The sequence below is a fragment of the Mesorhizobium sp. B2-3-14 genome, assembly GCF_006442175.1.
GTDB classification, from domain to species: Bacteria; Pseudomonadota; Alphaproteobacteria; order Rhizobiales; family Rhizobiaceae; genus Mesorhizobium; species Mesorhizobium australicum.
Genome location: NZ_VFVP01000011.1, coordinates 119,171 through 140,065, shown reverse-complemented (window position 1 = coordinate 140,065; position 20,895 = coordinate 119,171). Strand labels below are relative to the sequence as shown.

General features: G+C 59.8%; 25 protein-coding genes and 1 pseudogene. 14 read left to right on the top strand and 12 right to left on the bottom strand.

Annotated features, from left to right (window positions below):
- Window positions 1-7: 7 nt before the first annotated feature.
- The 3 genes from FJ950_RS24365 to FJ950_RS24355 are packed head-to-tail and all read right to left on the bottom strand — an operon-like array spanning window position 8 to window position 2,285.
- Window positions 8-1,351: a HAMP domain-containing sensor histidine kinase gene (locus FJ950_RS24365; protein WP_140619214.1), complete on the bottom strand. Its 1,344-nt coding sequence runs from the start codon at window positions 1,349-1,351 to the stop codon at window positions 8-10.
- A complete protein-coding gene (locus FJ950_RS24360; protein WP_140619212.1) occupies window positions 1,351-2,016 on the bottom strand; it encodes a response regulator transcription factor in 666 nt (221 codons plus the stop codon). The genes FJ950_RS24365 and FJ950_RS24360 overlap by 1 nt, the downstream gene beginning before the upstream one ends.
- Window positions 2,016-2,285, bottom strand: a complete 270-nt coding sequence (locus tag FJ950_RS24355; protein ID WP_246677760.1) for a PepSY domain-containing protein — start codon at window positions 2,283-2,285, stop codon at window positions 2,016-2,018. Before FJ950_RS24355 ends, FJ950_RS24360 begins: the two co-directional genes overlap by 1 nt.
- Before the next feature lie 185 nt (window positions 2,286-2,470).
- Between FJ950_RS24355 and FJ950_RS24350 the strand changes: the two genes are divergently transcribed.
- The 3 genes from FJ950_RS24350 (at window position 2,471) to FJ950_RS24340 (ending at window position 4,112) form a co-directional block, all read left to right on the top strand.
- Window positions 2,471-2,704 carry a hypothetical protein gene (locus FJ950_RS24350; RefSeq protein ID WP_140619208.1) on the top strand — a complete coding sequence of 78 codons (234 nt, stop codon included), beginning with the start codon at window positions 2,471-2,473 and terminating at the stop codon, window positions 2,702-2,704.
- Window positions 2,705-2,813: 109 nt separating this feature from the next.
- Window positions 2,814-3,281, top strand: a complete 468-nt coding sequence (locus tag FJ950_RS24345) for a DUF2231 domain-containing protein (protein WP_140619207.1) — start codon at window positions 2,814-2,816, stop codon at window positions 3,279-3,281.
- Between the two features lie 132 nt (window positions 3,282-3,413).
- Window positions 3,414-4,112, top strand: coding sequence for a CBS domain-containing protein (locus FJ950_RS24340; protein ID WP_140619205.1), 699 nt, complete (start codon window positions 3,414-3,416; stop codon window positions 4,110-4,112).
- Window positions 4,113-4,209: 97 nt separating this feature from the next.
- Here the strand turns inward: FJ950_RS24340 and FJ950_RS29905 are convergent, their stop codons facing one another.
- The 5 genes and pseudogenes from FJ950_RS29905 to FJ950_RS24315 all read right to left on the bottom strand — a co-directional run bounded on the left by FJ950_RS29905 (window position 4,210) and on the right by FJ950_RS24315 (window position 9,120).
- Entirely contained in the window at window positions 4,210-4,491 is a 282-nt protein-coding gene (locus FJ950_RS29905; protein ID WP_246677759.1) for a hypothetical protein, read from the bottom strand.
- Between the two features lie 350 nt (window positions 4,492-4,841).
- A complete protein-coding gene (locus tag FJ950_RS24330) occupies window positions 4,842-5,111 on the bottom strand; it encodes a DUF6455 family protein (protein WP_140619203.1) in 270 nt (89 codons plus the stop codon).
- 73 nt (window positions 5,112-5,184) lie between these two features.
- Window positions 5,185-5,609, bottom strand: a pseudogene (locus FJ950_RS24325) (NUDIX domain-containing protein).
- Between the two features lie 47 nt (window positions 5,610-5,656).
- Entirely contained in the window at window positions 5,657-8,311 is a 2,655-nt protein-coding gene (gene mgtA, locus FJ950_RS24320) for a magnesium-translocating P-type ATPase (RefSeq protein ID WP_246677758.1), read from the bottom strand.
- A complete protein-coding gene (locus FJ950_RS24315; protein WP_181166443.1) occupies window positions 8,311-9,120 on the bottom strand; it encodes a universal stress protein in 810 nt (269 codons plus the stop codon). The genes mgtA and FJ950_RS24315 overlap by 1 nt, the downstream gene beginning before the upstream one ends.
- 187 nt (window positions 9,121-9,307) lie before the next feature.
- On the opposite strand from FJ950_RS24315, the gene FJ950_RS24310 reads away from it, so the two are divergent.
- Window positions 9,308-10,864 (top strand): PAS domain S-box protein, encoded by a 1,557-nt coding sequence (locus FJ950_RS24310; protein WP_140619199.1) that lies wholly within the window; start codon window positions 9,308-9,310, stop codon window positions 10,862-10,864.
- Entirely contained in the window at window positions 10,851-11,465 is a 615-nt protein-coding gene (fixJ, locus tag FJ950_RS24305) for a response regulator FixJ (RefSeq protein WP_140619197.1), read from the top strand. The genes FJ950_RS24310 and fixJ overlap by 14 nt, the downstream gene beginning before the upstream one ends.
- Here fixJ and FJ950_RS24300 read toward each other — a convergent pair.
- Complete coding sequence (locus FJ950_RS24300; protein ID WP_348641129.1) at window positions 11,462-11,734, bottom strand: hypothetical protein; 273 nt, start codon at window positions 11,732-11,734, stop codon at window positions 11,462-11,464. The genes fixJ and FJ950_RS24300 overlap by 4 nt on opposite strands.
- Window positions 11,735-12,096: 362 nt before the next feature.
- On the opposite strand from FJ950_RS24300, the gene FJ950_RS24295 reads away from it, so the two are divergent.
- Window positions 12,097-12,336: a lipoyl domain-containing protein gene (locus tag FJ950_RS24295; protein WP_140619195.1), complete on the top strand. Its 240-nt coding sequence runs from the start codon at window positions 12,097-12,099 to the stop codon at window positions 12,334-12,336.
- Window positions 12,337-12,405: 69 nt separating this feature from the next.
- On the top strand, window positions 12,406-12,792 hold the full coding sequence (locus FJ950_RS24290; RefSeq protein ID WP_140619192.1) for a translational machinery protein: 387 nt from the start codon (window positions 12,406-12,408) through the stop codon (window positions 12,790-12,792).
- A gap of 107 nt (window positions 12,793-12,899) precedes the next feature.
- Here the strand turns inward: FJ950_RS24290 and FJ950_RS24285 are convergent, their stop codons facing one another.
- Complete coding sequence (locus tag FJ950_RS24285) at window positions 12,900-13,175, bottom strand: cytochrome c (protein WP_246677776.1); 276 nt, start codon at window positions 13,173-13,175, stop codon at window positions 12,900-12,902.
- A 91-nt stretch (window positions 13,176-13,266) separates the two neighbouring features.
- Window positions 13,267-13,650, bottom strand: a complete 384-nt coding sequence (locus FJ950_RS24280; RefSeq protein ID WP_140619188.1) for a phasin family protein — start codon at window positions 13,648-13,650, stop codon at window positions 13,267-13,269.
- A 201-nt stretch (window positions 13,651-13,851) separates the two neighbouring features.
- Between FJ950_RS24280 and FJ950_RS24275 the strand changes: the two genes are divergently transcribed.
- From FJ950_RS24275 to FJ950_RS24255, 5 genes are all read left to right on the top strand, one after another.
- The gene (locus tag FJ950_RS24275; RefSeq protein ID WP_140619186.1) at window positions 13,852-14,676 is read left to right on the top strand and encodes a universal stress protein; all 825 of its coding nucleotides are present in this window, start codon (window positions 13,852-13,854) and stop codon (window positions 14,674-14,676) included.
- Between the two features lie 135 nt (window positions 14,677-14,811).
- On the top strand, window positions 14,812-16,089 hold the full coding sequence (gene hemA, locus FJ950_RS24270; RefSeq protein WP_140619184.1) for a 5-aminolevulinate synthase: 1,278 nt from the start codon (window positions 14,812-14,814) through the stop codon (window positions 16,087-16,089).
- Between the two features lie 49 nt (window positions 16,090-16,138).
- Window positions 16,139-16,642, top strand: coding sequence for a DUF2267 domain-containing protein (locus tag FJ950_RS24265; RefSeq protein WP_246677757.1), 504 nt, complete (start codon window positions 16,139-16,141; stop codon window positions 16,640-16,642).
- A gap of 3 nt (window positions 16,643-16,645) precedes the next feature.
- Entirely contained in the window at window positions 16,646-17,332 is a 687-nt protein-coding gene (locus tag FJ950_RS24260; RefSeq protein ID WP_140619182.1) for a phosphoribosyltransferase, read from the top strand.
- Between the two features lie 19 nt (window positions 17,333-17,351).
- On the top strand, window positions 17,352-17,798 hold the full coding sequence (locus tag FJ950_RS24255) for a pyridoxamine 5'-phosphate oxidase family protein (protein ID WP_140619180.1): 447 nt from the start codon (window positions 17,352-17,354) through the stop codon (window positions 17,796-17,798).
- Between the two features lie 73 nt (window positions 17,799-17,871).
- Here the strand turns inward: FJ950_RS24255 and FJ950_RS24250 are convergent, their stop codons facing one another.
- Window positions 17,872-18,708: a universal stress protein gene (locus FJ950_RS24250; RefSeq protein WP_140619178.1), complete on the bottom strand. Its 837-nt coding sequence runs from the start codon at window positions 18,706-18,708 to the stop codon at window positions 17,872-17,874.
- A 175-nt stretch (window positions 18,709-18,883) separates the two neighbouring features.
- On the opposite strand from FJ950_RS24250, the gene FJ950_RS24245 reads away from it, so the two are divergent.
- The gene (locus FJ950_RS24245) at window positions 18,884-19,282 is read left to right on the top strand and encodes a c-type cytochrome (protein WP_140619176.1); all 399 of its coding nucleotides are present in this window, start codon (window positions 18,884-18,886) and stop codon (window positions 19,280-19,282) included.
- Between the two features lie 49 nt (window positions 19,283-19,331).
- On the top strand, window positions 19,332-20,885 hold the full coding sequence (locus tag FJ950_RS24240) for a bifunctional aminoglycoside phosphotransferase/ATP-binding protein (RefSeq protein ID WP_140619175.1): 1,554 nt from the start codon (window positions 19,332-19,334) through the stop codon (window positions 20,883-20,885).
- The last annotated feature ends 10 nt before the right edge of the window (window positions 20,886-20,895 follow it).

Below are 20,895 nucleotides of genomic sequence, written 5' to 3'. Positions count from 1 at the left end.
AGCAAACTCAACTGTGTCGCGGCAAGGAAATGGTGACCACCAGACCCGGATTGGCGTTGGCCATGGCAAGGCGTCCACCATAGGCTTCGACGATGTCGGAAACGATGGCCAGGCCAAGACCGCTGCTGCCGCCCTTGCTGTCGAGCTGGACACCGCGCGAGAGCGCGGACTCCCGATCAGCATCCGGTATACCTGCGCCATCATCAGCAACACTGACGGTCACCTCGTCCCAGGCAGTGGATGCACCGACACGAACTGACGATTTTGCATAGCGCGCGGCATTCTCGACCAGATTGCCGAGAACTTCTGACAAGTCGCCTTCGTCGATTGGCGCCGTCAGATCTTCCGCGACATCCAGATTGAACGAAAGCTGCTTGCCGCTTGGTGTCCGTTTGACGACGGCAATGACGCCAGCCGCCACGTCCGCCACAAGGCAGTATGCCTTTTCGGAAACGCCGGGCGCGAGGCGGGCGCGCGCGAGCTCCCGCTCGACATGGCGCCGGATCGCTCCGGCGCTTTTCTCGATCTCGTCCGCCAGATCCGTCTCGCCTTTCGTGCGCAAGGCCCGGATGTCGGCCGACAGCACTTGCAGCGGTGTCTTGAGGCCATGCGCCAGATCGGTGGCGCGCGAGCGGGCTCGCGCAAGCGCCTTCTCCTGGGCATCGAGAAGACGATTGATTTCGTCCGCGAGCGGCTGGACCTCGCTTGGTGCCGCCACCTCAAGCCGTGCCGTTCGTTGTCCAATCACGTTTCTGACCGAGACCCGCAAGGTCTCCAGAGGCGCAAGTCCAACGGTGATCTGGATGAAGAAGGCCGCCATGAGCGCAATGGCGAGCAGGATCAGGGCTGGCGCAAGGTCGCGGACATACCCATCGACGGATTCGTTCACCGTTTGGTGGTCTTCCGCCACGATGGCGCGAAACGATCGGCCACTGGCGTCAATGATCGAGCGCTCCACTGCGATGGTGAGCTCCCCTTGCGGCCCCTTGAATTCCTTGATCTCCCTGAGTTCGCCGCTGGTTGCGCGATCCGGCAAGGCAAGCGTCGCGTCCCACAATGAACGCGAGCGGACAAGGCTGCCGGAACCGGTATCCTGCACCTGCCAGTAGTGGCCGGAAAAGGGGATGGCGAAACGAGGGTCGGCCAAGGTCGCCTGGACCGAAAGACGGCCATCGGCGGCAAAATTGGTCGCGCCGATGAGATCGTTCAGGTCGACTGTCAGCTCGCTGACAACGCGCCGCTCGACGTTCAGTTCGAACAGATAGCGCAATCCAACGCCGGCGATGGCAAGAGCAACCAGGATCGAGATCGTTGCCGCCAACCAGAGCCTGAACCGGATCGAGTTGCCCATCAGCGGGAATCGTCGGGCATCAGATACCCGAATCCGCGCCTCGTTTCGATGACGTCGCTCCCGAGCTTGCGACGCAGGCGCGCAACGATCACCTCGATCGTGTTCGGATCGCGGTCGTTGCCTGAATCGTACAAATGCTCGGCAAGTTCGGTCGGCGCCACCACCCGGCCGGCGTGGTGCATCAAAAACGCCAGGAGCCGGTATTCCAGCGGCGAAAGCGCAACGGGGACGCCGCGTAGCGAAATGCGCATCTGGCGTGTGTCCAAGAGCAGCGGCCCGGACCTCAGCACGGGTGCCGCTTGGCCGGCCGAGCGACGCAGGATTGCCCGTAACCGGGCGAGCAGTTCTTCCATTTCGAAAGGCTTGGGAAGATAGTCGTCAGCACCGGAATTGATGCCGTCGACGCGTTCGGTCCACATGCCTCTTGCGGTCAGGATGAGAACCGGAAACCTGCGCTCATTGGCCCGCCAGCGTTTCAAGACCGTAAGACCATCGAGCTTAGGCAATCCGAGATCCAGAATTGCAGCGTCATAATTCTCAACATCGCCTGCGAACCAGGCAGCTTCACCATCTTTTACGATATCGACCGCCATTCCGGATGCCTTGATAGCGGTCGCGATATCGGCAGCGATACGGGGCTCGTCTTCGGCTAGGAGGATCTTCATCAGTCACCCTCCCCATCGCGCATGATGACACCGGCGCCAGCGTCGACGTCGACGGTCTTTCGCCGGCCATCGGCACCCACGACCTGAAAACGGTAGACCCATCTGTCGGCCTTGCGGATGAGATCGACGCCAACAACATCGCCAGGAGCTTTGGCATGGACAACGTCCAGTATATTGGCAAGTCCCTTGATTTCGCCGCGTTCGTACAAATCCCGCGCCCGGTCATGGTCGCCGTCATCGTCCTCGTCGGCACGAGCAGCGATAGGCATGGCCAGGACAAGTCCCGCGAGACCCAGCACCGCCAAACGCTTCCATCGGCTTTTCATCGGCAAGGCATGTCGCACGTTGCAGCTTTCAATTTGCTGTCAGTTATCCTCAGCCCACAGCAAGCAAAGGGTCCATATCAGGGCATCATCGCGTCCAATCATGGCCGCGCTGAGAAGGATACGAGACCATGCGCAACCCCATGCTTGTCCTTGCAGCACTTGCAAGCCTCACGATCTTTGTCCTGCCGGTGGCCGCTGAATCGAACGAAGGATCATGTGGGGCGTCATCGTCTGTTGTCCCATCCGGTCCGATCGATCTGCAGGCCATCCCCATGCAGGACGCCTCCACCCCGCAAGCCATCAAGGGTGGCGACGATGCGTGTGACGACCAGCAAGGCGATGAAGCCGACGAAAACGACTAGGTCGCTCGTTCGCGGCGCGTGGCCCGCCACAGCTCATAGCGCTCGCAAATGTCGTGAACCAAGGCGCACTGCAATTACCCAAAGTCCCCTGCAATTTCTGGAGAGTTTCGTGATCCCCATTCAACATATCCACCCCATGCTCGTTCATTTTCCTATTGTTCTGATCTACCTGCTTGTGGCTATCGACGTTGTAGCGCTCGTTGGCGGCAGCGCCGTCACTAGGAGATCGGGAGCCGGTACGATCTCTACTTTTGTGGCCCTGGCTGCCGGAATGTTCGCTATGGGGACCTGGTTCTTCGGAGGTCTTGCGCTGGATCATGCCGAAGCGGCCGGATTCAGCAGCGATGTCGCGGAGATCCATGAAAGCCTGGGAGGTATCACTGCCCTTGCCTTCGTGATCTGGGGACTTGTGAGGCTCACGCTTTGGATACGGAATCGCGAGTTTCGGGCTGTGACCATCGCCATTCCTCTAATCGAAGTTTGCGGAGCATTTTTGGTCACTGCGACGGCCTACTATGGTGGACTACTTGTCTACGAACTTGGCGTGAACGTCGCCAAGACCGCGATCGCTGGTTGACCGGTTCGCGCCCGGTCGTTCCCGGCCCAGCTTTGGATCATTTGCCTCCGCCGACAAATGACTCAGATCAAGGCGCTTCGCGCATGTGAAATCTAAGAAAGCCGGACGTTGGAAAAACTCCGGAGAGCGAACATGCAAGCCGAAGCCATCATGAGCAAGCCAGTCGTCGGCATAGGCCCGTCGGCATCGATCGCCGAGGCTGCCGGGTTGATGCTTTCCAAAAAGGTCAGCGGCCTCCCCGTCATTCGCAACGACGGCAGGCTGGTGGGGATCGTCAGCGAGGGCGATTTCCTGCGACGCGGGGAACTGGGCACGGAGCGCAAGCGCTCGCGCTGGCTGGAATTTCTCGTCAGCCCCGGAAAGGCCGCCGACGAATATGTCCGCGCCAATGGTCGACGGGTTGAGGAGGTGATGTCGCAAGATGTCGTCACGGCATCCCCTGCAGCATCGCTCGCGAAAGTCGTCGAGCTCATGACGCGTCACCATGTCAAACGCATTCCGGTCGTCGAAGCTGGGAAAATCGTCGGCATCATCACCCGCTCTGATCTTCTGCGGGCATTGCTCGGCGTCCTTCCGAATGGAGCCGCTACGGTCATCGATGACGAACAGATTCGGCAGAACATCGTTACCGAGCTTGCGAGGCAGAAATGGGCTGGCAACGATTTGATCAATGTAATGGTGGACAAAGGCGTGGTGACACTGAGCGGCGCCATCTTCGACGAACGCGAGCGCCAGGCAGCAATAGTCGCTGCCGAAAACGTCTCCGGCGTCAATGCGGTCAAGGATAATCTCTTCTGCGTCGATCCCGTCTCGGTCGTCCTTGTTTCGTAGCGGAGCAGACCATTGATCCGCTACGAGGCACCATTGCCTCTCCGTGTTGCTGGTCCTCGCCCAGGGCTCCGCCGCGCTTAGGGCGTGACCAGGGGTATCAACGGTCGAAGGAGCAACAGGGCAAAGCCAATACGCGCCGCGCCGCAACTTCTTCTGCCAGTGTTTTGCCACCGCTGAAGCGCCGACCCAGCAAAAGCCACACCGATCCGGTGGCAGCTGTCATCACCAGTAGCGCAACCCAGAAGATCCCCAGGGCGCGCGGCTCGATGTTCATCGGCACGATAGCTAGGCAATAGACGAAGGCCTTCGGATTGAGAGCACTGGTCACCGCAACAGAAATGGCGTCGCCGCTTTTGGAAGCGTTGATCCGAGCGCTCACCGTTAGACGCATGCCAATGACGAGTCACCCGGCTGCTACCAGCCTGAGTATCTGAATAGTATCAGGCGACACGAAGGGACGCAGCGTAAACCAGCACGCGGATGCGGTCCCGTATCCGCATGCCTGAGCGGCCAATAGCTTGACCGCTTTCTTTCGCTTGACCGTCCCCGCCAGCAAAAGAGCGTTGCTAGGCCCTGGTGCGACAAAGAGCAGGAATGCTTCCAGAAAAGATTGAGCGTTCAACTGCCTGGTCCCGTGGAATGCAACCTATCAACTGGCAAACGCGGTTTGCGTTGACTCTCGTCAAAACACGGGCAGAACGATATCGTCCAGACTGAGTGCTCGAATGGCTAGCGTTGGCCGGCCGCATGCTGCAGTCGAGCGATCAGGTCGCTGTTGCGGCAATAGTCCGGCGGGTTATCGGCTTGCTGATGTTCGTCGAGCCAGACCGAGCATTCATCCTGATGCCCGCAGGAACGGCAGCGGTCCACCGCCCGGTTCGTGACGGCCGCATGGTCTGCCACGACCTTCAATTGTCTGTCGACGCCCAACTTCCGCATCATACGGTCCATCAGGGCGGTTCTGGCATCAACTGAAATCAGGTAATCGAGAAAGGTCATGGGGATCACTCCTGCCTACTGGCCATCATTGGCATGTTGGCGGCGGGCGGCGTTGATCTCGATCAACGAGCGATCAGCTGACAACCTCTTGAGCGCTAAACCGAAGCGACGAGGCGGTGAGAAAAGGCCGTTGACCGACAACCAGCTTGTCAATGGCCAGTGCTAAATCCAGCCATTCACCACGGTCGACCTCGGCAAAGGATTGTACCCGACCGCTGCGTGGCGGCCATTCCATTTCAAACAGGTTGCTGCGCAACGTCGTGGTATCGAAGTCGCCTTCGAACGCGAAAGCCGTGATGAGTTTTTCTCCTCGCTGGCGCAACTGCCCCAGAGTGAGCAGGGTTCCCTTGAGCTCCCAGCCTGTCTCTTCGCTGAATTCGCGCCGTGCCGCTGCCTCGGGCAGCTCGCTTTCGTCATACTCGCCTTTGGCAATCGACCAAGCGCCAAGATCGCGTCTTGCAAGAACGGGCCTCCAGGATGAACAAGCAGCACCTGCAGCCCCTTCCGCGATCCTCGCTAAGGCAGAATGCCTGCGCTTCCTTTCGTCATCGCTTCAAGCCTCCGCACGGCCTATGATCCCGGGTAGGCTGCATGAGGCTTGCCCCTCTTTCAATCGTCTGCCCAGCCCTCTTCCGGTGCGACTTGGGGTTCCCTTGTCCGAAAAACCAGCGCTTGGTCGCCTCGGAGGCGAGTAGATAGAACGCGGTAATTGCGACAAGCCCGGCAAGCACGGGCAGAGGCAAGGGCACGAAGCCGAACCAGGCTGCAAACGGCAGATAGGGGATCATGATCGCGATAATCCCGACAGCCAACGTAAGCCAGGCAAGCAACGGGCTTGGACGGCTTGCCCAGAAAGCCCTGTGCGTGCGCACAATGATCACGATGGCAAGCTCCGTCAGCAACGACTCGACAAACCATGCGGTCTGGAATGCGGCCTCCGTGGCGTGCGCGAAGAAAAGAAGGAATGCGAAGGTCGCGAAGTCGAACAGCGAACTTACCAGGCCAAAGCTGATCATGAACCGCCGCACAAAACGGATATCCCAGTGGCGAGGCCGGCGCAGTTGGTCAGGATCGACGTTGTCGCTTGCAATAGCGAGTGAAGGAACGTCGGAAAGGAAATTGTTGAGCAGGATCTGCTTGGCCAGAAGCGGCAAGAAAGGCAGGAACAGCGAGGCGACAGCCATGCTGATCATGTTGCCGAAATTGGCGCTGGTGGTGATGGAAATGTACTTCATCGTGTTGGCGAATGTCTTGCGGCCATCGTCGACGCCGCGCACAAGCACGCCGAGATCCTGTTTGAGTAGGATGATATCGGCCGCTTCGCGCGCGACATCGACAGCGCTGTCGACAGAGATTCCTATGTCTGCCTCATGAAGGGCAGGCGCATCATTGATCCCGTCGCCAAGATAACCAACGACATGGCCCCTGCTCCGCAAGGCCTGAACGATGCGTTCCTTCTGGTTGGGATCGATCTCGACGAAGAGGTCGGTGTGCTGCACGCCCGCAAAAAGCGCGCTCTTGGTCAATTTCGACAGATCCTCGCCGGTCATGATCCTGTCGGCGCGCAAGCCTATCGCCTGGGCGAGATGCGCGGCAACGTAACGGTTATCGCCAGAAATGACCTTTACGGCGATGCCGCGCTGGGCGAGCTCGGCAAGCGTTTCCTTCACGCCTTTCTTTGGCGGGTCGAGGAAAAGCAGGAAGCCCGCGAAGGCAAGATCTATCTCGTCTTCCCTGCTAAACGTTTTCTGGCCCTCAAACGGACGGATTGCCAGGCCGAGAACGCGGTAGCCGTCCGCGCTCCAGCGCCGGAATTTTTCGTCGATTGCCGCACGGTGCATTTCATCGAGAGGTTCCAGGCCCTTGGCTGTTCGCACAAAGCTGCAGGTTTCGAGGACATTTTGGACTGCGCCTTTGGTGATCAGCAGGTCGTCGGCGTCCTTGGTCCGAACTACAACAGACAGCCGTTTGCGGATAAAGTCGTAAGGGATCTCGTCGACCTTCATGAAGGCCGCCAACAATGCGCCCTCACCCGGCGTACAAGCGATCGCTTCGTCCAGCGGGTTCTTCAGACCGGTCTGCATGGTCGCGTTGAGACGTGCCCAAAGCAGGATATCGGCTGACGTATTGCCATCGACATCAAGCCATCCATCGAGGTGGATGACGCCTTCCGTCAACGTGCCGGTCTTGTCGGTGCACAGCAGATCCATGCTGCCCAGATTCTCAATGGCATCGAGACGACGCACAATGACGCCATTGGCCGCCATGGCGCGGGCACCACGAGCAAGGGTCACACTGATAATAGCCGGGAGAAGCTCCGGCGTGAGGCCCACCGCCAGTGCCAGCGAAAACAGCAGCGATTCAATCAGCGGTCGATGCAGCAGCAGATTGGCGAAGAACACCAGGATGACGATCGCCAGCATGATCTCGGTCATTAGATAGCCGAACAGCCGGATGCCTCGGGCAAACCCTGTTTCGGGGATTTGTCGCTCCAGGGCTGCGGCGATAGACGCGAATTCCGTGCGGCTGCCGGTTGATGCTGCAAGCACGGTTGCGGTGCCGCTGCGGACGGATGTTCCCGTAAAGACCGCGTTGCTGCGCAGTGTGAGCGCGGCATCCGGCGCCGATCGTCCCGGTGTCTTCATGGCGGGAAAGGTTTCGCCGGTCAGCACGGCCTCGCTGACATTGAAATCGCGCGCATCCAGGATGATACCGTCCGCGGGGATGAGGTTTCCGGCTGAAAGCCTGATTACGTCGCCCGGCACGATCTCTTCGGCGGCGACCAAGCACTCGGCGCCGTCGCGCAATACAATAGCCTTGCGCGAAATACGCTGTTTCAGCGCTTCGGTCGCCCGCGACGCACCATACTCCTGGGTGAAGCTCAGGGCGCAGCTTGCCAGCACGATCGCGCCGATGATCGCAGCCTCCTGGCCCTCCCCGACGAAGGCCGACACGCTTGCCGCGAAAATGAGGATCAGGACCAGCGGGCTGCGGAACTGACGGGCAAACACTGCCAAGGCCGACGCGGTTGACGTCGACGCGAGCGTGTTTCGGCCGAATTTTGCGAGCCTCGATGCTGCTTCGGACGAAGCAAGCCCCGAGACCGAGGTCTCAAGACGCAGCAGGAGGTCATTGGTCTCGATCGACCAATAGCCACCTTCCTGTGGCGAGACGGATTGCTGGCCGGCTTCGCCTATCATCAGTACGACATGAAACGGTTGATGCCACTCTCTTCGATCAGCGTACGAGTAACGCCGCCGAACGCCCACTCCCGCAAACGGCTATGGCCATAAGCGCCCGAGACGATGAGGTCGGCATGAATCGAGCGTGCGAATGTCAGCAACCGGTCGCCATCAGCCTCGCCTGCGATCAGCTCGGTTTGCGCCTTGATGCCATGGTGTTCGAGAAAAACCGCGATATCGGCGAGGCTGTCACGAATGCTTTCGTCGCGGTCGTTGTCAATCGTGACGATCACGACTTCGCTGGCTGTGGCCAGGAAAGGCAACGCATCAGCAATCGCTCGCCGTGCCTCCCTGGTGTCCTTCCACGCCACGAGAACGGTTTTTGCAAGGACGTGCTCGAAGTTGGTTGCGGCGACCAGAACCGGACGCCCGGCACCCAGTGTCAGACTGCCGACATCCACGGCGCGAAACACGTTGTCTCCTGCCTGGCCGGAAATGATAAGATCAGCCGCTCTCGCCGAAACGCTGAGGAACCGGGTCGGGCTGCAAACAGCTTGGCCCCATTCGCTAAAGATCGACGCAGGAACCAGCCTCTCGAACTCAGCACGCAGTTCGGCAAGCCGCTTTTCGATCTCGGTCCGCTGGATCTGCATGATCTCGCCTTCGTAGACCATGCCTTCGCCGGTCGCGACCAAGGGCGGAACATCCGCAGCCGCCAAGCCGATAAGACGGGCTCCGAACCGCTCCGCGAGCTCGACACCCGCCTTTACAATGGGCGCAGGAGGCGCATCGATGGCGAGGTTGACGATGATTGACTTGTAAGACATTGCGGACGCCTTTCGCTGAACGATGGAATGCGTGATGAATTGCATTCGCCCGCGTCCAATGCCTTGATGCGCGTCAAAGACCGCCGACTGCACCCGCGTCCGAAAACATAGTCTCCATCCGTTTTGCGCATGCGGCGAGAAGTGATAGTTAGCCCAGGTAGCACCGTCTCGAACTTAGGAACCTCAAGTGATCAAAGACGAAGCGCTCAGTTTGTCGCCCGGCGGAACGACGCTGAAAGCACTGTTGTCGCAAATGTTCGATCATGCTCCGGGTTTTATAGCGCTCCTGCGCGAGCCAGGTCACGTTTTCGAACTGACCAATGCCGCCTACCAGCGACTGATCGGCCACAGACAAGTGATTGGAAAGTCAGTGCGGGACGCTTTTCCCGAGCTCGAAGGGAATGACTTTTTCGAACATCTGGACCACGTGTACACGACCGGCGAGCCCTACATCGGCCACGGGGTGAAGGTTGGCCTTCGCAACAAAGCCGACGGGCCGGTCGAGGAGCGCATCCTTGATTTTGTCTATCAGCCGGTCAAGGCCGACGATGGCCGTATCACCGCGATCTTCGTTGAAGGCACGGATGTCAGCGACCTGTCCTTTGCAAACGCAGCACTTCGGCTGCGTGAGGACCATTTGCGGTCGATCCTGGCAACAGTGCCGGATGCGATGGTCGTCATCGACGAACAGGGTGGGATTCAATCCTTCAGCACCGCTGCCGAAACGCTGTTCGGCTATCAGTCAAGCGAAGTCATAGGTCAAAACGTGAAAATGCTGATGCCCTCGCCCTACCGCGACGAGCATGATGCCTATCTGCTTCGCTACCTGACGACAGGAGAGCGCCGGATCATCGGGCTCGGCCGGACGGTTACCGGCGCGCGCAAGGATGGCACGACTTTCCCGATGGAGCTTTCCGTCGGCGAGATGCATCCGGGAACCGGACGCTTCTTTACCGGCTTCTGCCGCGACCTGACCGAACGCCACCGGGCGAAGGCAAGAATCCAGGAGCAGCAGCAGGAGCTCCTCCACATGGCGCGCTTTACAGCACTTGGCGAAATGGCCTCGACGCTTGCCCATGAGATCAACCAGCCTCTGACTGCGATTACGAACTACCTCAAAGGCAGTCGTCGGCTGCTTGAGAAGAGCCAGGACGAGAATGCGCCTATGCTTCGGGATGCGGTCGAAAAGGCAGCTGAGCAGGCCTTGCGGGCAGGCGACGTGATCCGTCACCTGAGGGATTTTGTAGCCAGGGGCGAAAGCGAGCGCCAGGTCGAACGGCTGCCGATGCTGATCGAGGAAGCCGCATCGCTGGCCTTGGTCGGCGCGAGGGAGATAAATCTTCTCGTCAGCTACAAGCTTGACCCTGCCGCCGAACTGGTCTTGACCGATCGCATCCAGATTCAGCAGGTTCTGCTCAACCTGATGCGCAACGCGGTGGAGGCCATGCAGCACGCGCCGCGCCGCGAATTGAAGGTCAGAACCATTGCCCGGGATGATGGGATGGCCGAGGTGAGCGTGATCGATACAGGCCCGGGTCTCGCGCCGGAGGTTTCGGCCCAGCTCTTCCAGCCGTTTGTAACGACCAAGAAGCAAGGCATGGGTGTCGGCCTTTCCATTTGCCGGACCATCGTTGAATCGCACGGTGGCCATATATGGGCCGAGGTCATGCCGGCCGGCGGAACCGCTTTTCGCTTCACCTTGCGCATCGTAGAGAAGGAAGAGATCACAAATGGCCGACAGTGATCTGGTGCACGTGGTCGACGACGATGTCGACGTTCGCAAATCGCTCGGTTTTCTTCTGGCAACAGCAGACTTCGCAGTCCGCCTGCACGAATCGGCCACCGCTTTTCTCTCAACGGCGACTGGCCATCTCGACGGCTGCATCGTCACCGACGTACGCATGCCGGGCATAGACGGCATCGGGTTCCTGCGCCAGCTCAGAGCGGGCGGACATACAATTCCGGTTATTGTCATGACGGGCCATGCCGACGTGGCGCTCGCCGTTCAGGCCATGAAGGAAGGCGCTGCCGATTTCATCGAGAAGCCGTTCGACGATGAAATTCTGATCGAGGCGATCCGCTCCGCGCTGGCCAACCGGAACCAGGCGAACGCGGCGCATCCCCAGTCTGCGGATATCCGCGCGCGTCTGTCGACCTTGTCAGAACGCGAGCGGCAGGTGCTGGATGGACTTGTTTCGGGCCTGCCGAACAAGACGATTGCCTACGATCTGGGGATCAGCCCGCGCACGGTCGAAATCCACCGGGCCAATGTCATGAGCAAAATGGCCGCAAGCAGCCTGTCACATCTCGTGCGCATGGCGCTGATCGTGGAATCCCGACCCTAGGGAGAACCTTCGATAGGGTTGCCAGTGCTGGCCTGAACCTTCTCCTCTTCCCACTCGCGCCAGTGGGTCGGACGGATGTCGACACGGGCGCCGGTGGCGGCATTTTTCCAACCTTCGCGGCTCTTTATGCAGGGAAATACCAGCGCATGCGCCCCTTCCTCGTCGAAGACGGCGAGTTCGAGATGGCGACCATAAGGCGCGCTTAGGATAGGGTTCCACATCGCATCAAAATCTTCGCAAACGATGTGTTGCGCATTGATCTGCATCATTTTCTGGAATCGCCGAACCAGCACACGCGTTGCCGGGCGTCGGGCTGACGTGGCTAACAGTTCTTGCGGCCGACGCCATATCGTCATCGGTGCCGATCACATGCACGGCGCGGGCAACCCAATTGATTGCGAACGCAGCGCCAATATCTGATCGGGCGCTCATCGCGACGGCTGCCTTTCCCTGTAATGCTTCATGACCTCACTCCGTCGACGGCCGGCCATCTTCGGACTGCTGCCGCATCAGAAATTGATCGTCGTCAAACGCCGCGCGATTGCAGCACCCTGCGTCGTACGCCGATTGATCGGGATCAAGGACCGTGCTGCGCAAGCGCATATCATTCGTCGGCATAGGGAGAATTGCGATGCACTATATCAAGGTCGATGAAGCCCTGTGGGCGTCCAGCATGTTGCCGGAGGGCATCCTGGAGCGCTGGTTCATTACGAGCGGTGACACAATCAAGGCCGGAGAGCGAATAGCCGAAGTTCGCGTCGAAGACGCGCTGCACGAGATTGTCGCGCCGGCAGGTGGCCGCGCGACGATTGTCGCCACTGCGAATACCGTCATCGAGCCCGGCTCGATCCTGGCGATGCTGGAGTCTTAGCCCGCGTGAGGACGTCTCGTCGGGTTGATTGCGCTCATTCCTCAACTATAGCCTCAAGGATGTATCAAGATGCAGACCCAACATGCCGTTGCCTGGCTGGACCATCGCGAAGCCAAGGTGTTTTTCTTCAATCGTGAATCGGCCGAGAGCCTTAGGCTTGCCACCACGCTTGCGCATCATCAGACCCACAATAAGGCAGGCACCGTCGACGGTAAGCGTGCACCGGAAAACCAGTCCTTCTACCAAGACATCGTCGCGGCGCTGCAGCCGGCGAAGGAATGGCTGATCGTAGGGCCAGGATTGGCAAAAGACGAGTTGGCAAAGCATATACGCGACCACCATGCCCACTTGAAGGATCGCATCATCGGCGTCGAACCTGCCGATCATCCTACGGAGGCTCAGATCGTGGCGCATGCTCGGTCGTTCTTCCGTGCAGCAGACAGGATGTTGCCCTAGCTTGGTACGCGCCGTTTTGCTGGCGCGTTAACAGCCACCATCGGTTGACGCTTCCATCGTGCGATGGAGGCGTCAGGTTCGGTGGGCTGTCGCGTCCACACCCCCGATCACGGTTGCTGCAAGGTGCTGATGTAAGCGATAATTGCGTCGATCTGGTCGGGGCTGGCGATCCACTCAGGCATGTCTGGATGGCCAGTCGAAATCCCCTCAGCGAGGGCCTCCTCGAGATCGGTGATCGGATATCGCTTTGACAAGGTGCGAAACGCCGGAGCGTCAGGATGCCTGCTCTTGTCGGTTTTTCCAATGGCGTGGCAGCGGGCGCAATTGACTTCCACCAACGCCTTTCCGTGATCAGTTAAGCTATCGGCCAGGGCTGGATGCATATGTCCGAACAGCATCAGTGCAAGGACGGAAGCCGGCAGACGACGACGACTGCAAAAGTTGGTCATGTTTGACGACCTCCGCATTGCCGATCTACGCCACTGTCTTCGCCGCTGCGTCCTCGATCGCGGTTCTGGCTTCCTCGCGGACCCGCTTGGCCGTTTCCGAAGCAAGCCTGGAGGTCAGTGTGGCGACCTTGCCGGCTTCGCTGACATATTGCGATGTCGCATTCTGCAGGAAAGCAGCACAGATGTCGAAAGCGTCATTGAATTCCGGACCGGTGATGAGATCGTCGGCCAGCTTGACGTCCTGTTCGCAACGATGCTTCAGAAATGCCAGCGTTTCGACGTTGTAGCGCATCATCGCCTTGAAGGCGTGCACTTGAAGAGACGCGGCAGCAAGGAAGAACTTCTGGCCATTTCCCGCAATCGGCAACAATTGTGTGCCGAATGAGGATGGTTCGGGCTGGGTGTGCATTATCGACTACTCCGTTCTGAATCTCCACAGCGGGACGTTGACGCCATTCGTCGTCATGTCCTTGATCAGGATCAACCCTATCGCCTTGCGGACTGTACGAGCGTGCCGGCAGCAACCGGTTTCGTTGCGCGTTTGACCCGCATCAAGGTGCCTCCCTCTATTTGATGGCCAAGTCGCGTCGACCGCAGATGGAATGACGCGATGGCTTTCAAGACGATCATGGTTCAACTGGACGCGGACGCGATCGCCGCGCCACGCATCGCGATGGCATGGGATCTTGCTCAACGGCTCGAGGCCGACCTGATTGGCTTCTGCGCTGCCGAGCCGCATTTTGTCCTGCCGACCGGCACTGATGACCAGGCCGCGACCAAGGCGTTGTGGTGTCAGGTGGAGGAGATAGAAGGTCGCCTCGACTGCCTGAGAGAGGAATTCCTGAGCATCGTCGAAGGCAGCAATTGTGCCTCGTGGCGCGGAGAGATAGGCAATCCCACGCGCCAACTTGCACTCAACGCGCGTGCCGCCGACTTGATCCTCACTGGCTCGCCTTCGGCCGATCTGGTGGTCGACCGTCATCGCATGCTGGATTCGGCAAGTCTCATCCTTGCGGCCGGCCGTCCGATACTCGTGGCATCCGACCCATTGGCGCCGATCAAGGCCGAAAGCATCCTGGTTGCATGGAATGACACGCGAGAAGCGCGACGTGCCGTCATCGACGCTATGCCTTTCCTGATCACCGCCAGGGATGTCGTGATCGCCACCGTAGACAATGGGAACACTGGGCCCAGGGAAAATGTAGCGGATGTCGAACTCTATCTGACGCGCCACGGGGTGAAGGCGCGATCGGAAATCTTGGATGCGCGCCGCTCCGAACCGGCGGAAATCCTCCTGCGGATCGGACAGGATATTGCGGCCGATCTCATTGTTCTCGGTGGCTACGGTCATAGCCGGGTACTGGAGAGGACCTTTGGCGGCGTGACGCGTTCTGTGCTGCGCAGCGGATCATTGCATCGCTTCATATCGAACTGAGGAAGGAGCCTCGGAGTCGTGATTTTGACATGAATCAAGGTCGTCCGTTCCCTCAAAGGGTTACGTCCAACCCTTGCCAGGTACGGTGTAGCCGATGCCCGCAGCGCAACGGCGAGAAAACAAGGAAATTCGGACATGAACTATCAGCGGTTCTTCGAGGAAGCGATCGACCAGCTCCATGCCGAGCGTCGTTACCGCGTCTTCGCCGACCTGGAGCGCATCGCAGGCAAGTTTCCGCGCGCCATCTGGCGCGCCAACGGCCGCGCCGAGGAAATCACCGTCTGGTGTTCCAACGACTATCTCGGCATGGGCCAGCATCCTGACGTGATCGCCGCATTCCAGAACGCGGCCGGCAAGATGGGATCGGGCGCCGGCGGCACCCGCAACATTTCCGGCACGTCCAACCCGCTGGTCGAGCTCGAGCATGAGCTGGCCGACCTGCACGGCAAGGAAGCCGCCTTGGTCTTCACCTCCGGCTTCGTCTCCAACGAGGCCTCGATCTCGACCATAGCGCGGCTTTTGCCCAATTGCCTGATCATCTCGGACGAACTGAACCATGCCTCGATGATCGAAGGCGTGCGGCGCTCGGGCGCCGAGAAAAAGATCTTCCGCCACAATGACGTCGCGCATCTGGAAAGCCTGCTGCAGACCGCGGGGCGCGAACGCGCCAAGCTGATCGTCTTCGAAAGCGTCTATTCGATGGATGGCGACATCGCGCCGATCAAGGAGATCGTCGAACTTGCCGAACGCTACAACGCCATGACCTATATCGACGAGGTCCATGCCGTCGGCATGTACGGACCGCGTGGCGGCGGCATCACCGAGCGCGAAGGCCTGGCCGACCGCATCGACATCATCGAAGGCACGCTGGCCAAGGCGTTCGGCACGCTGGGCGGTTACATCACCGGCACCAGTGCCGTGATCGACGCGGTGCGCTCCTACGCGCCGGGTTTCATCTTCACCACGGCGCTGCCGCCGGCGATCGCCGCCGCGGCGACCACTTCCATTCGCCATCTCAAGCGCTCGCAGGCCGAGCGCGACGCCCAGCAGCAACAGGCGAGCCGAACCAAGCAGATCCTTTCGGCGGCCGGTCTGCCGGTGATGGAGTCGCCGACACATATCGTGCCGGTGCTGGTTGGCGATCCTGAACTCTGCAAGATGGCGAGCGACCGCCTGCTCGGCGTCCACGGCATCTACATCCAGCCGATCAACTACCCGACGGTGCCACGCGGTACCGAACGGCTGCGTATCACGCCGACGCCGTTCCATTCCGATGCGCTGATCGCCGAGCTGCAGGACGCCCTGGTCGAAACCTGGGACGCGCTCGGCATCGCCTATGGTTCGGCGGGCCGGCCGGCCGTGGCCAAGAGCGACCGGATTATTCCGCTGCTGGTGCAGAAATCCGGCGGCTGAAACCCGCCGCCTGCTCAGACGGCCTTCATCTCCTTTGCAAATGGGCAATTTGATCCTGCTCAATGCTCAAAGCCTTTCGATGCCTGAGAATGGGTTAAAATATTCGAGGAGCATCGCCATGGGTCATATTACCCACACGTCCTTTGCTGACTTCACGCACGCTGGCCAGCAGGCGCAACAATGGGTCAAGGAGCTCGCCAAGGATCTCTGCTGGAGCGAGCCGAGCGCGTGCCGCCTCCTGAGATCCGTCCTGCACACGGTGCGGGATTGGCTGTCGCCAGCTGAAATGGCCGATCTCTCGTCGCAACTGCCTGTTTTGGTCCGCGGCATCTATTTCGAAGGCTGGAAACCGTCGGCGCCTGCGCATCATCGCACGAAGCGCGACTTCACTGTCAGCGTCAGAAACAGTTTCGGCTACGATGAGGAGATCGATTTCGATGTCGCGATCAGCGCCGTGTTCAAGCTTCTCGATCGTCACATTTCGCATGGCGAGATCGTGCAGGTGAGAAACTCGATGAAAAAGTCGCTGCGAAAACTGTGGCCGGTGGATTGACCGATGTTCCGCGACCGGGAAGACGCTGGAGTGAAGCTTGGCCTGGAACTGAGCAGGCTTCAACTGCATCGGCCCATCGTGCTGGCATTGCCGCGCGGCGGCGTGCCCGTCGCATTGGAAGTGGCCAAAGCCCTCAATGCTCCTCTTGATCTGCTCATCGTCCGCAAGGTCGGCGCCCCGGGCAATCCCGAGTTGGCTGTTGCTGCAATCGTCGATGGCGACCCTGGCGAGGTCGTGCTGAACCGTGAAATTGTCGAGACTTATGGCCTCAACGACGAAGCCTTACGTGTCTTGATTGCAAATGAGCGTCCTGAACTCGAACGCCGGCGCGTTGCCTATCGGGGTAAGAATAAACCGATGTCAATCTCGGGAAGGGTCGCGATCATCGTCGATGACGGGGCCGCGACCGGCACGACCATGAAAATCGCGACTCGCGCGCTCAAACGCCGGTCACCGAGGGAAGTCGTCGTGGCACTTCCCGTCTCACCGCAAGAGACGGTCGCCGCGCTGGAGCAGGAAGCGGACCGTGTGGTCTGCCTTAGTCAGCCAGGACAGTTCCGGGCTTTGAGCCATCACTATCTGCGGTTCCCACGACTCTCTGACAACGACGTTGTCTACGCTATGGACGAGGCTGCCCGGCTGTACAAAACTGGCCAGCGGCACGTTTCCGGCCTGATTAAAAAGCCGTGAAGAACAGGAGATCGCACTGATGCAAATCCACACGCTTTCTGCTTTGGAATGTACCAAATTGCTGACCGCCAATCGCGTGGGCCGCTTGGCATGCGCGAAGGATGGGCAACCCTACGTCGTGCCCTTCTACTACGCCCATTCGGATGCTCATCTCTACGCGTTTTCCATGCCGGGCAAAAAGATCGAATGGATGCGAGCCAATCCGTTGGTGTCCGTCCAGGTCGATGAATATGGCCAGGGGCGAGGATGGAAAAGTGTCGTTGCCGACGGCCGATACGAAGAGTTGCCGGATCGAATTGGCCACAAGCTTGAGCGGGATCATGCTTGGTCGGTCTTGAGCAAGCACTCCGACTGGTGGGAGCCTGGCGCACTCAAACCGGTCGCTCCTCCTACAGCCGACAGTGCACCGCACGTTTTCTTCCGGATCCTGATCGAGCAGGTGTCTGGAAGAGAAGCAAGCGAGTAGTCGCGACATCAAGTCTTGCGAGAAAAAAGGGCCGACGCAATCCGCATCGGCCCTTTCTCCTCCCGTTGAATTGCTATCGCGCCATCAAGACCGGCAGCGATTGACCCGCAAGCATCGACTTGGTGACCCCGCCGAAAATGCGCTCGCGCAACCGGGAATGGCCATAGGCGCCCATGACCATCAGCTCGGCCGCAACATCGCCGGCATGCTGGCGAAGGACGTCGGCAACCGAATGGTTCGCGCTCGGCAGCCGGTCGACCGTAACCTTCACGGCGTGCCGGGCGAGATAGGCCGCGGCATCTGCACCTGGCTCCTCGCCATGATGGAACTCATCTTCAACTGGATCGACGATGACAAGGCGCACATCTTCGGCGCCTTTCAGCATATCAAGCGACTCACGAACGGCGCGCGATGACTCGAGACGGCCGTCCCAAGCAACGAGGATGCGTTTCGGCTTCAGCGTTGGCCGCGCACCCTCGGGAACGAGCAAGATCGGCTTTCCCGATGAAAACAGCGTGCCCTCGATAACTTTATGCTTCAGCGTATGGCTCGCCAGCAAATCCGGTCCGAGAATGGCCAGATCGGCGTAGCGGGCACGCCTTCCGATGACGTCGTCCGCCCATCCCATGTCGGGATAGTCGTCGCTCAGATCGGCCGATACGGCGGTCTGGGAGAGAAAGCCAGCGACGTCGGAAATTCGTTTCTTGAGCCTTTTCAGTTCGGCCTGGCGTTCCTCCAGCCAGGCCGGTGAGACGACAGCCGCATACTCACCGCCAGAGGGCGGCGCGGCCAGCTCGAGAACGAGCACGGAGAGATGAGCGCCGACCTGTTCGCACAGCGATGCGGTTAGCTTTAGATCACCTTCACCCTGGTTCGGCCCGGTAACCGTAAGCAGTGTTCTGAAAGTCACGGCGGCAACTCCTGATTTCGATTGAAGGGTCAGTAGTGGTTTCACTGACTAGCAAGGGCGCTCGATGCCTTCATTGCGCTGAATCAAACACCGTGACCGCAGCGGCATTTGATCCGCATCAACGCACTGCCAAAGCAAGGCTTTAGATTTCGGCCGAACAATCGGGGAAACACACATGAGATTCCTGATCACAGGCGCTCTGGCAGCATTGGCCTTCAATACGGCCGGCGCCCAGGAACTCGGCGACGGCAAGGCCGAATACATGAACTCATGTGCCGTCTGCCATGGTCCCGAAGGCAAGGGCGATGGCCCGTTGGGCGACGAGCTGTTGAAGCGGCCGAGCGACCTGACACGCCTCTCCAGGCGCAATGGCGGAGAATTCCCTTACTGGCGCCTTTATGCCGTGATCGACGGGCGCGCCATGGTGCCGGCGCATGGCGAGCGCGACATGCCAGTGTGGGGCAGCCGATTCCTGCCTTCCGACGTGAAGAAATTTGGCCCGAACGCAGGCGAAATCGTCACCAGGGAACGCATCCATGAGTTGGCAGGTTATGTCCAGACATTGCAGCAATGAGCGCAGATCGCGGAAACGAATTTGCCAAGACACACTGGGAAGGCCGGCCATGATCGTCGATGACCAGCAAGCCGCAGCCGTGTTTTTGCTTGATCCTGCTACCCATGGCGCGATTGGGCCCGTCGAGGCGATCGAGACTCACATTTCGCGTATTTTCCTTGTTGGCCAACGCGCCTACAAGATGAAGCGGGCGGTCAAGCTGCCCTATGTCGATTTCTCGACGCCAGCCCTCAGGCTGGCCGCTTGCGAGAAAGAGGTGGAACTCAACTCGAAAACCGCTCCCGGCCTCTATCTGAGGGTGCGTCGCATCACGCGGGAAGCCGACGACAAAATGGCTTTTGACGGTACCGGCCAAATAATCGACGCGGCGATCGAGATGATCCGCTTCGACCAGTCGAAGCTTCTCGATCGAATGGCAACCGCGGGAGAACTGACGCCGGCGCTGATGACCGCCGTCGCACGGATGATCGTAGGATATCATCGCGCAGCGCCGGAGGTCCACAATGGCACCGGCTCGTTCAATTTGATGGGCGTGCTCGACATCAACGAGGCTGGCTTTGGCACCAGCCATGTTTTCACGAAACAGGAGATTGAGACATTTGCCGGGGCCTTCCGCACCGCGCTTGCCCGGCATTCCGGATTGCTAGACCGCCGGGAGGCCGCGGGCAAGATTCGCCGGTGCCATGGCGATCTGCACCTGCGCAACATCTGCCTTTTCGATGGTAAGCCTCGCCTCTTCGATTGCATCGAATTCAATGACCAGATCGCCAGCATCGATGTTCTGTACGACCTTGCCTTCTTGTTGATGGACCTTTGGCATCGCGGCTTCCCCCAACTCGCCAATCTCGTGATGAACCGCTATCTCGACGAGGCCGACGATGAAGACGGTTTCATCCTACTGCCCTTTTTCATGGCCGTGCGGGCTGCCGTGCGCGCCCATGTCACCGCAACGCAGGTCGAGGAAGGCAGCGCCGACAGCGACAAGCTGATTGCCGAGGCGAGATCCTATTTCGAACTGGCCCTGACATTTCTCCAGGAGACAGGACCGCGGCTCGTTGCCATCGGCGGCCTCAGTGGTTCCGGCAAGACGACCATTGCCGAGGCGCTCGCTGCCTATGTTGGAGCGCCGCCCGGCGCACGCATTGTCGAAAGCGACCGCATCCGCAAGGCGATGCACGGCGTGCCCGCCGAGACCAGGCTGCCGGACAAGGCCTATCGACCTGAGGTGTCCGAACGGGTCTACAACGAAATGGCATGGCGCGCCGGCCTGATCCTCTCCGAGGGGGGTTCGGTTGTCGCTGATGCGGTTTTCGACAGACCGGCCGATCGTGAGCGGATTGAAAAGGCAGCGCGTCATCGAGGTATCGCATTCTCCGGCTTCTGGCTGGAAGCGGATCCGCTCATCCTTTGGCAGCGGGTCAGTGAACGCAAGGGCGGTCCCTCGGACGCCACGATAGATATCCTCTCGCGGCAATTGCTGCGAAACGCCACCCAGTCCAGCTGGCGCAGGATCAACGCCGATCGAAAGCTCGTCGACATCGTCACGGAATTGAGGGGGTTTTCCGAGCGCGATACTTCCAAGGCCTTGCGCACAGCCTCCTGACGGGTCCGGC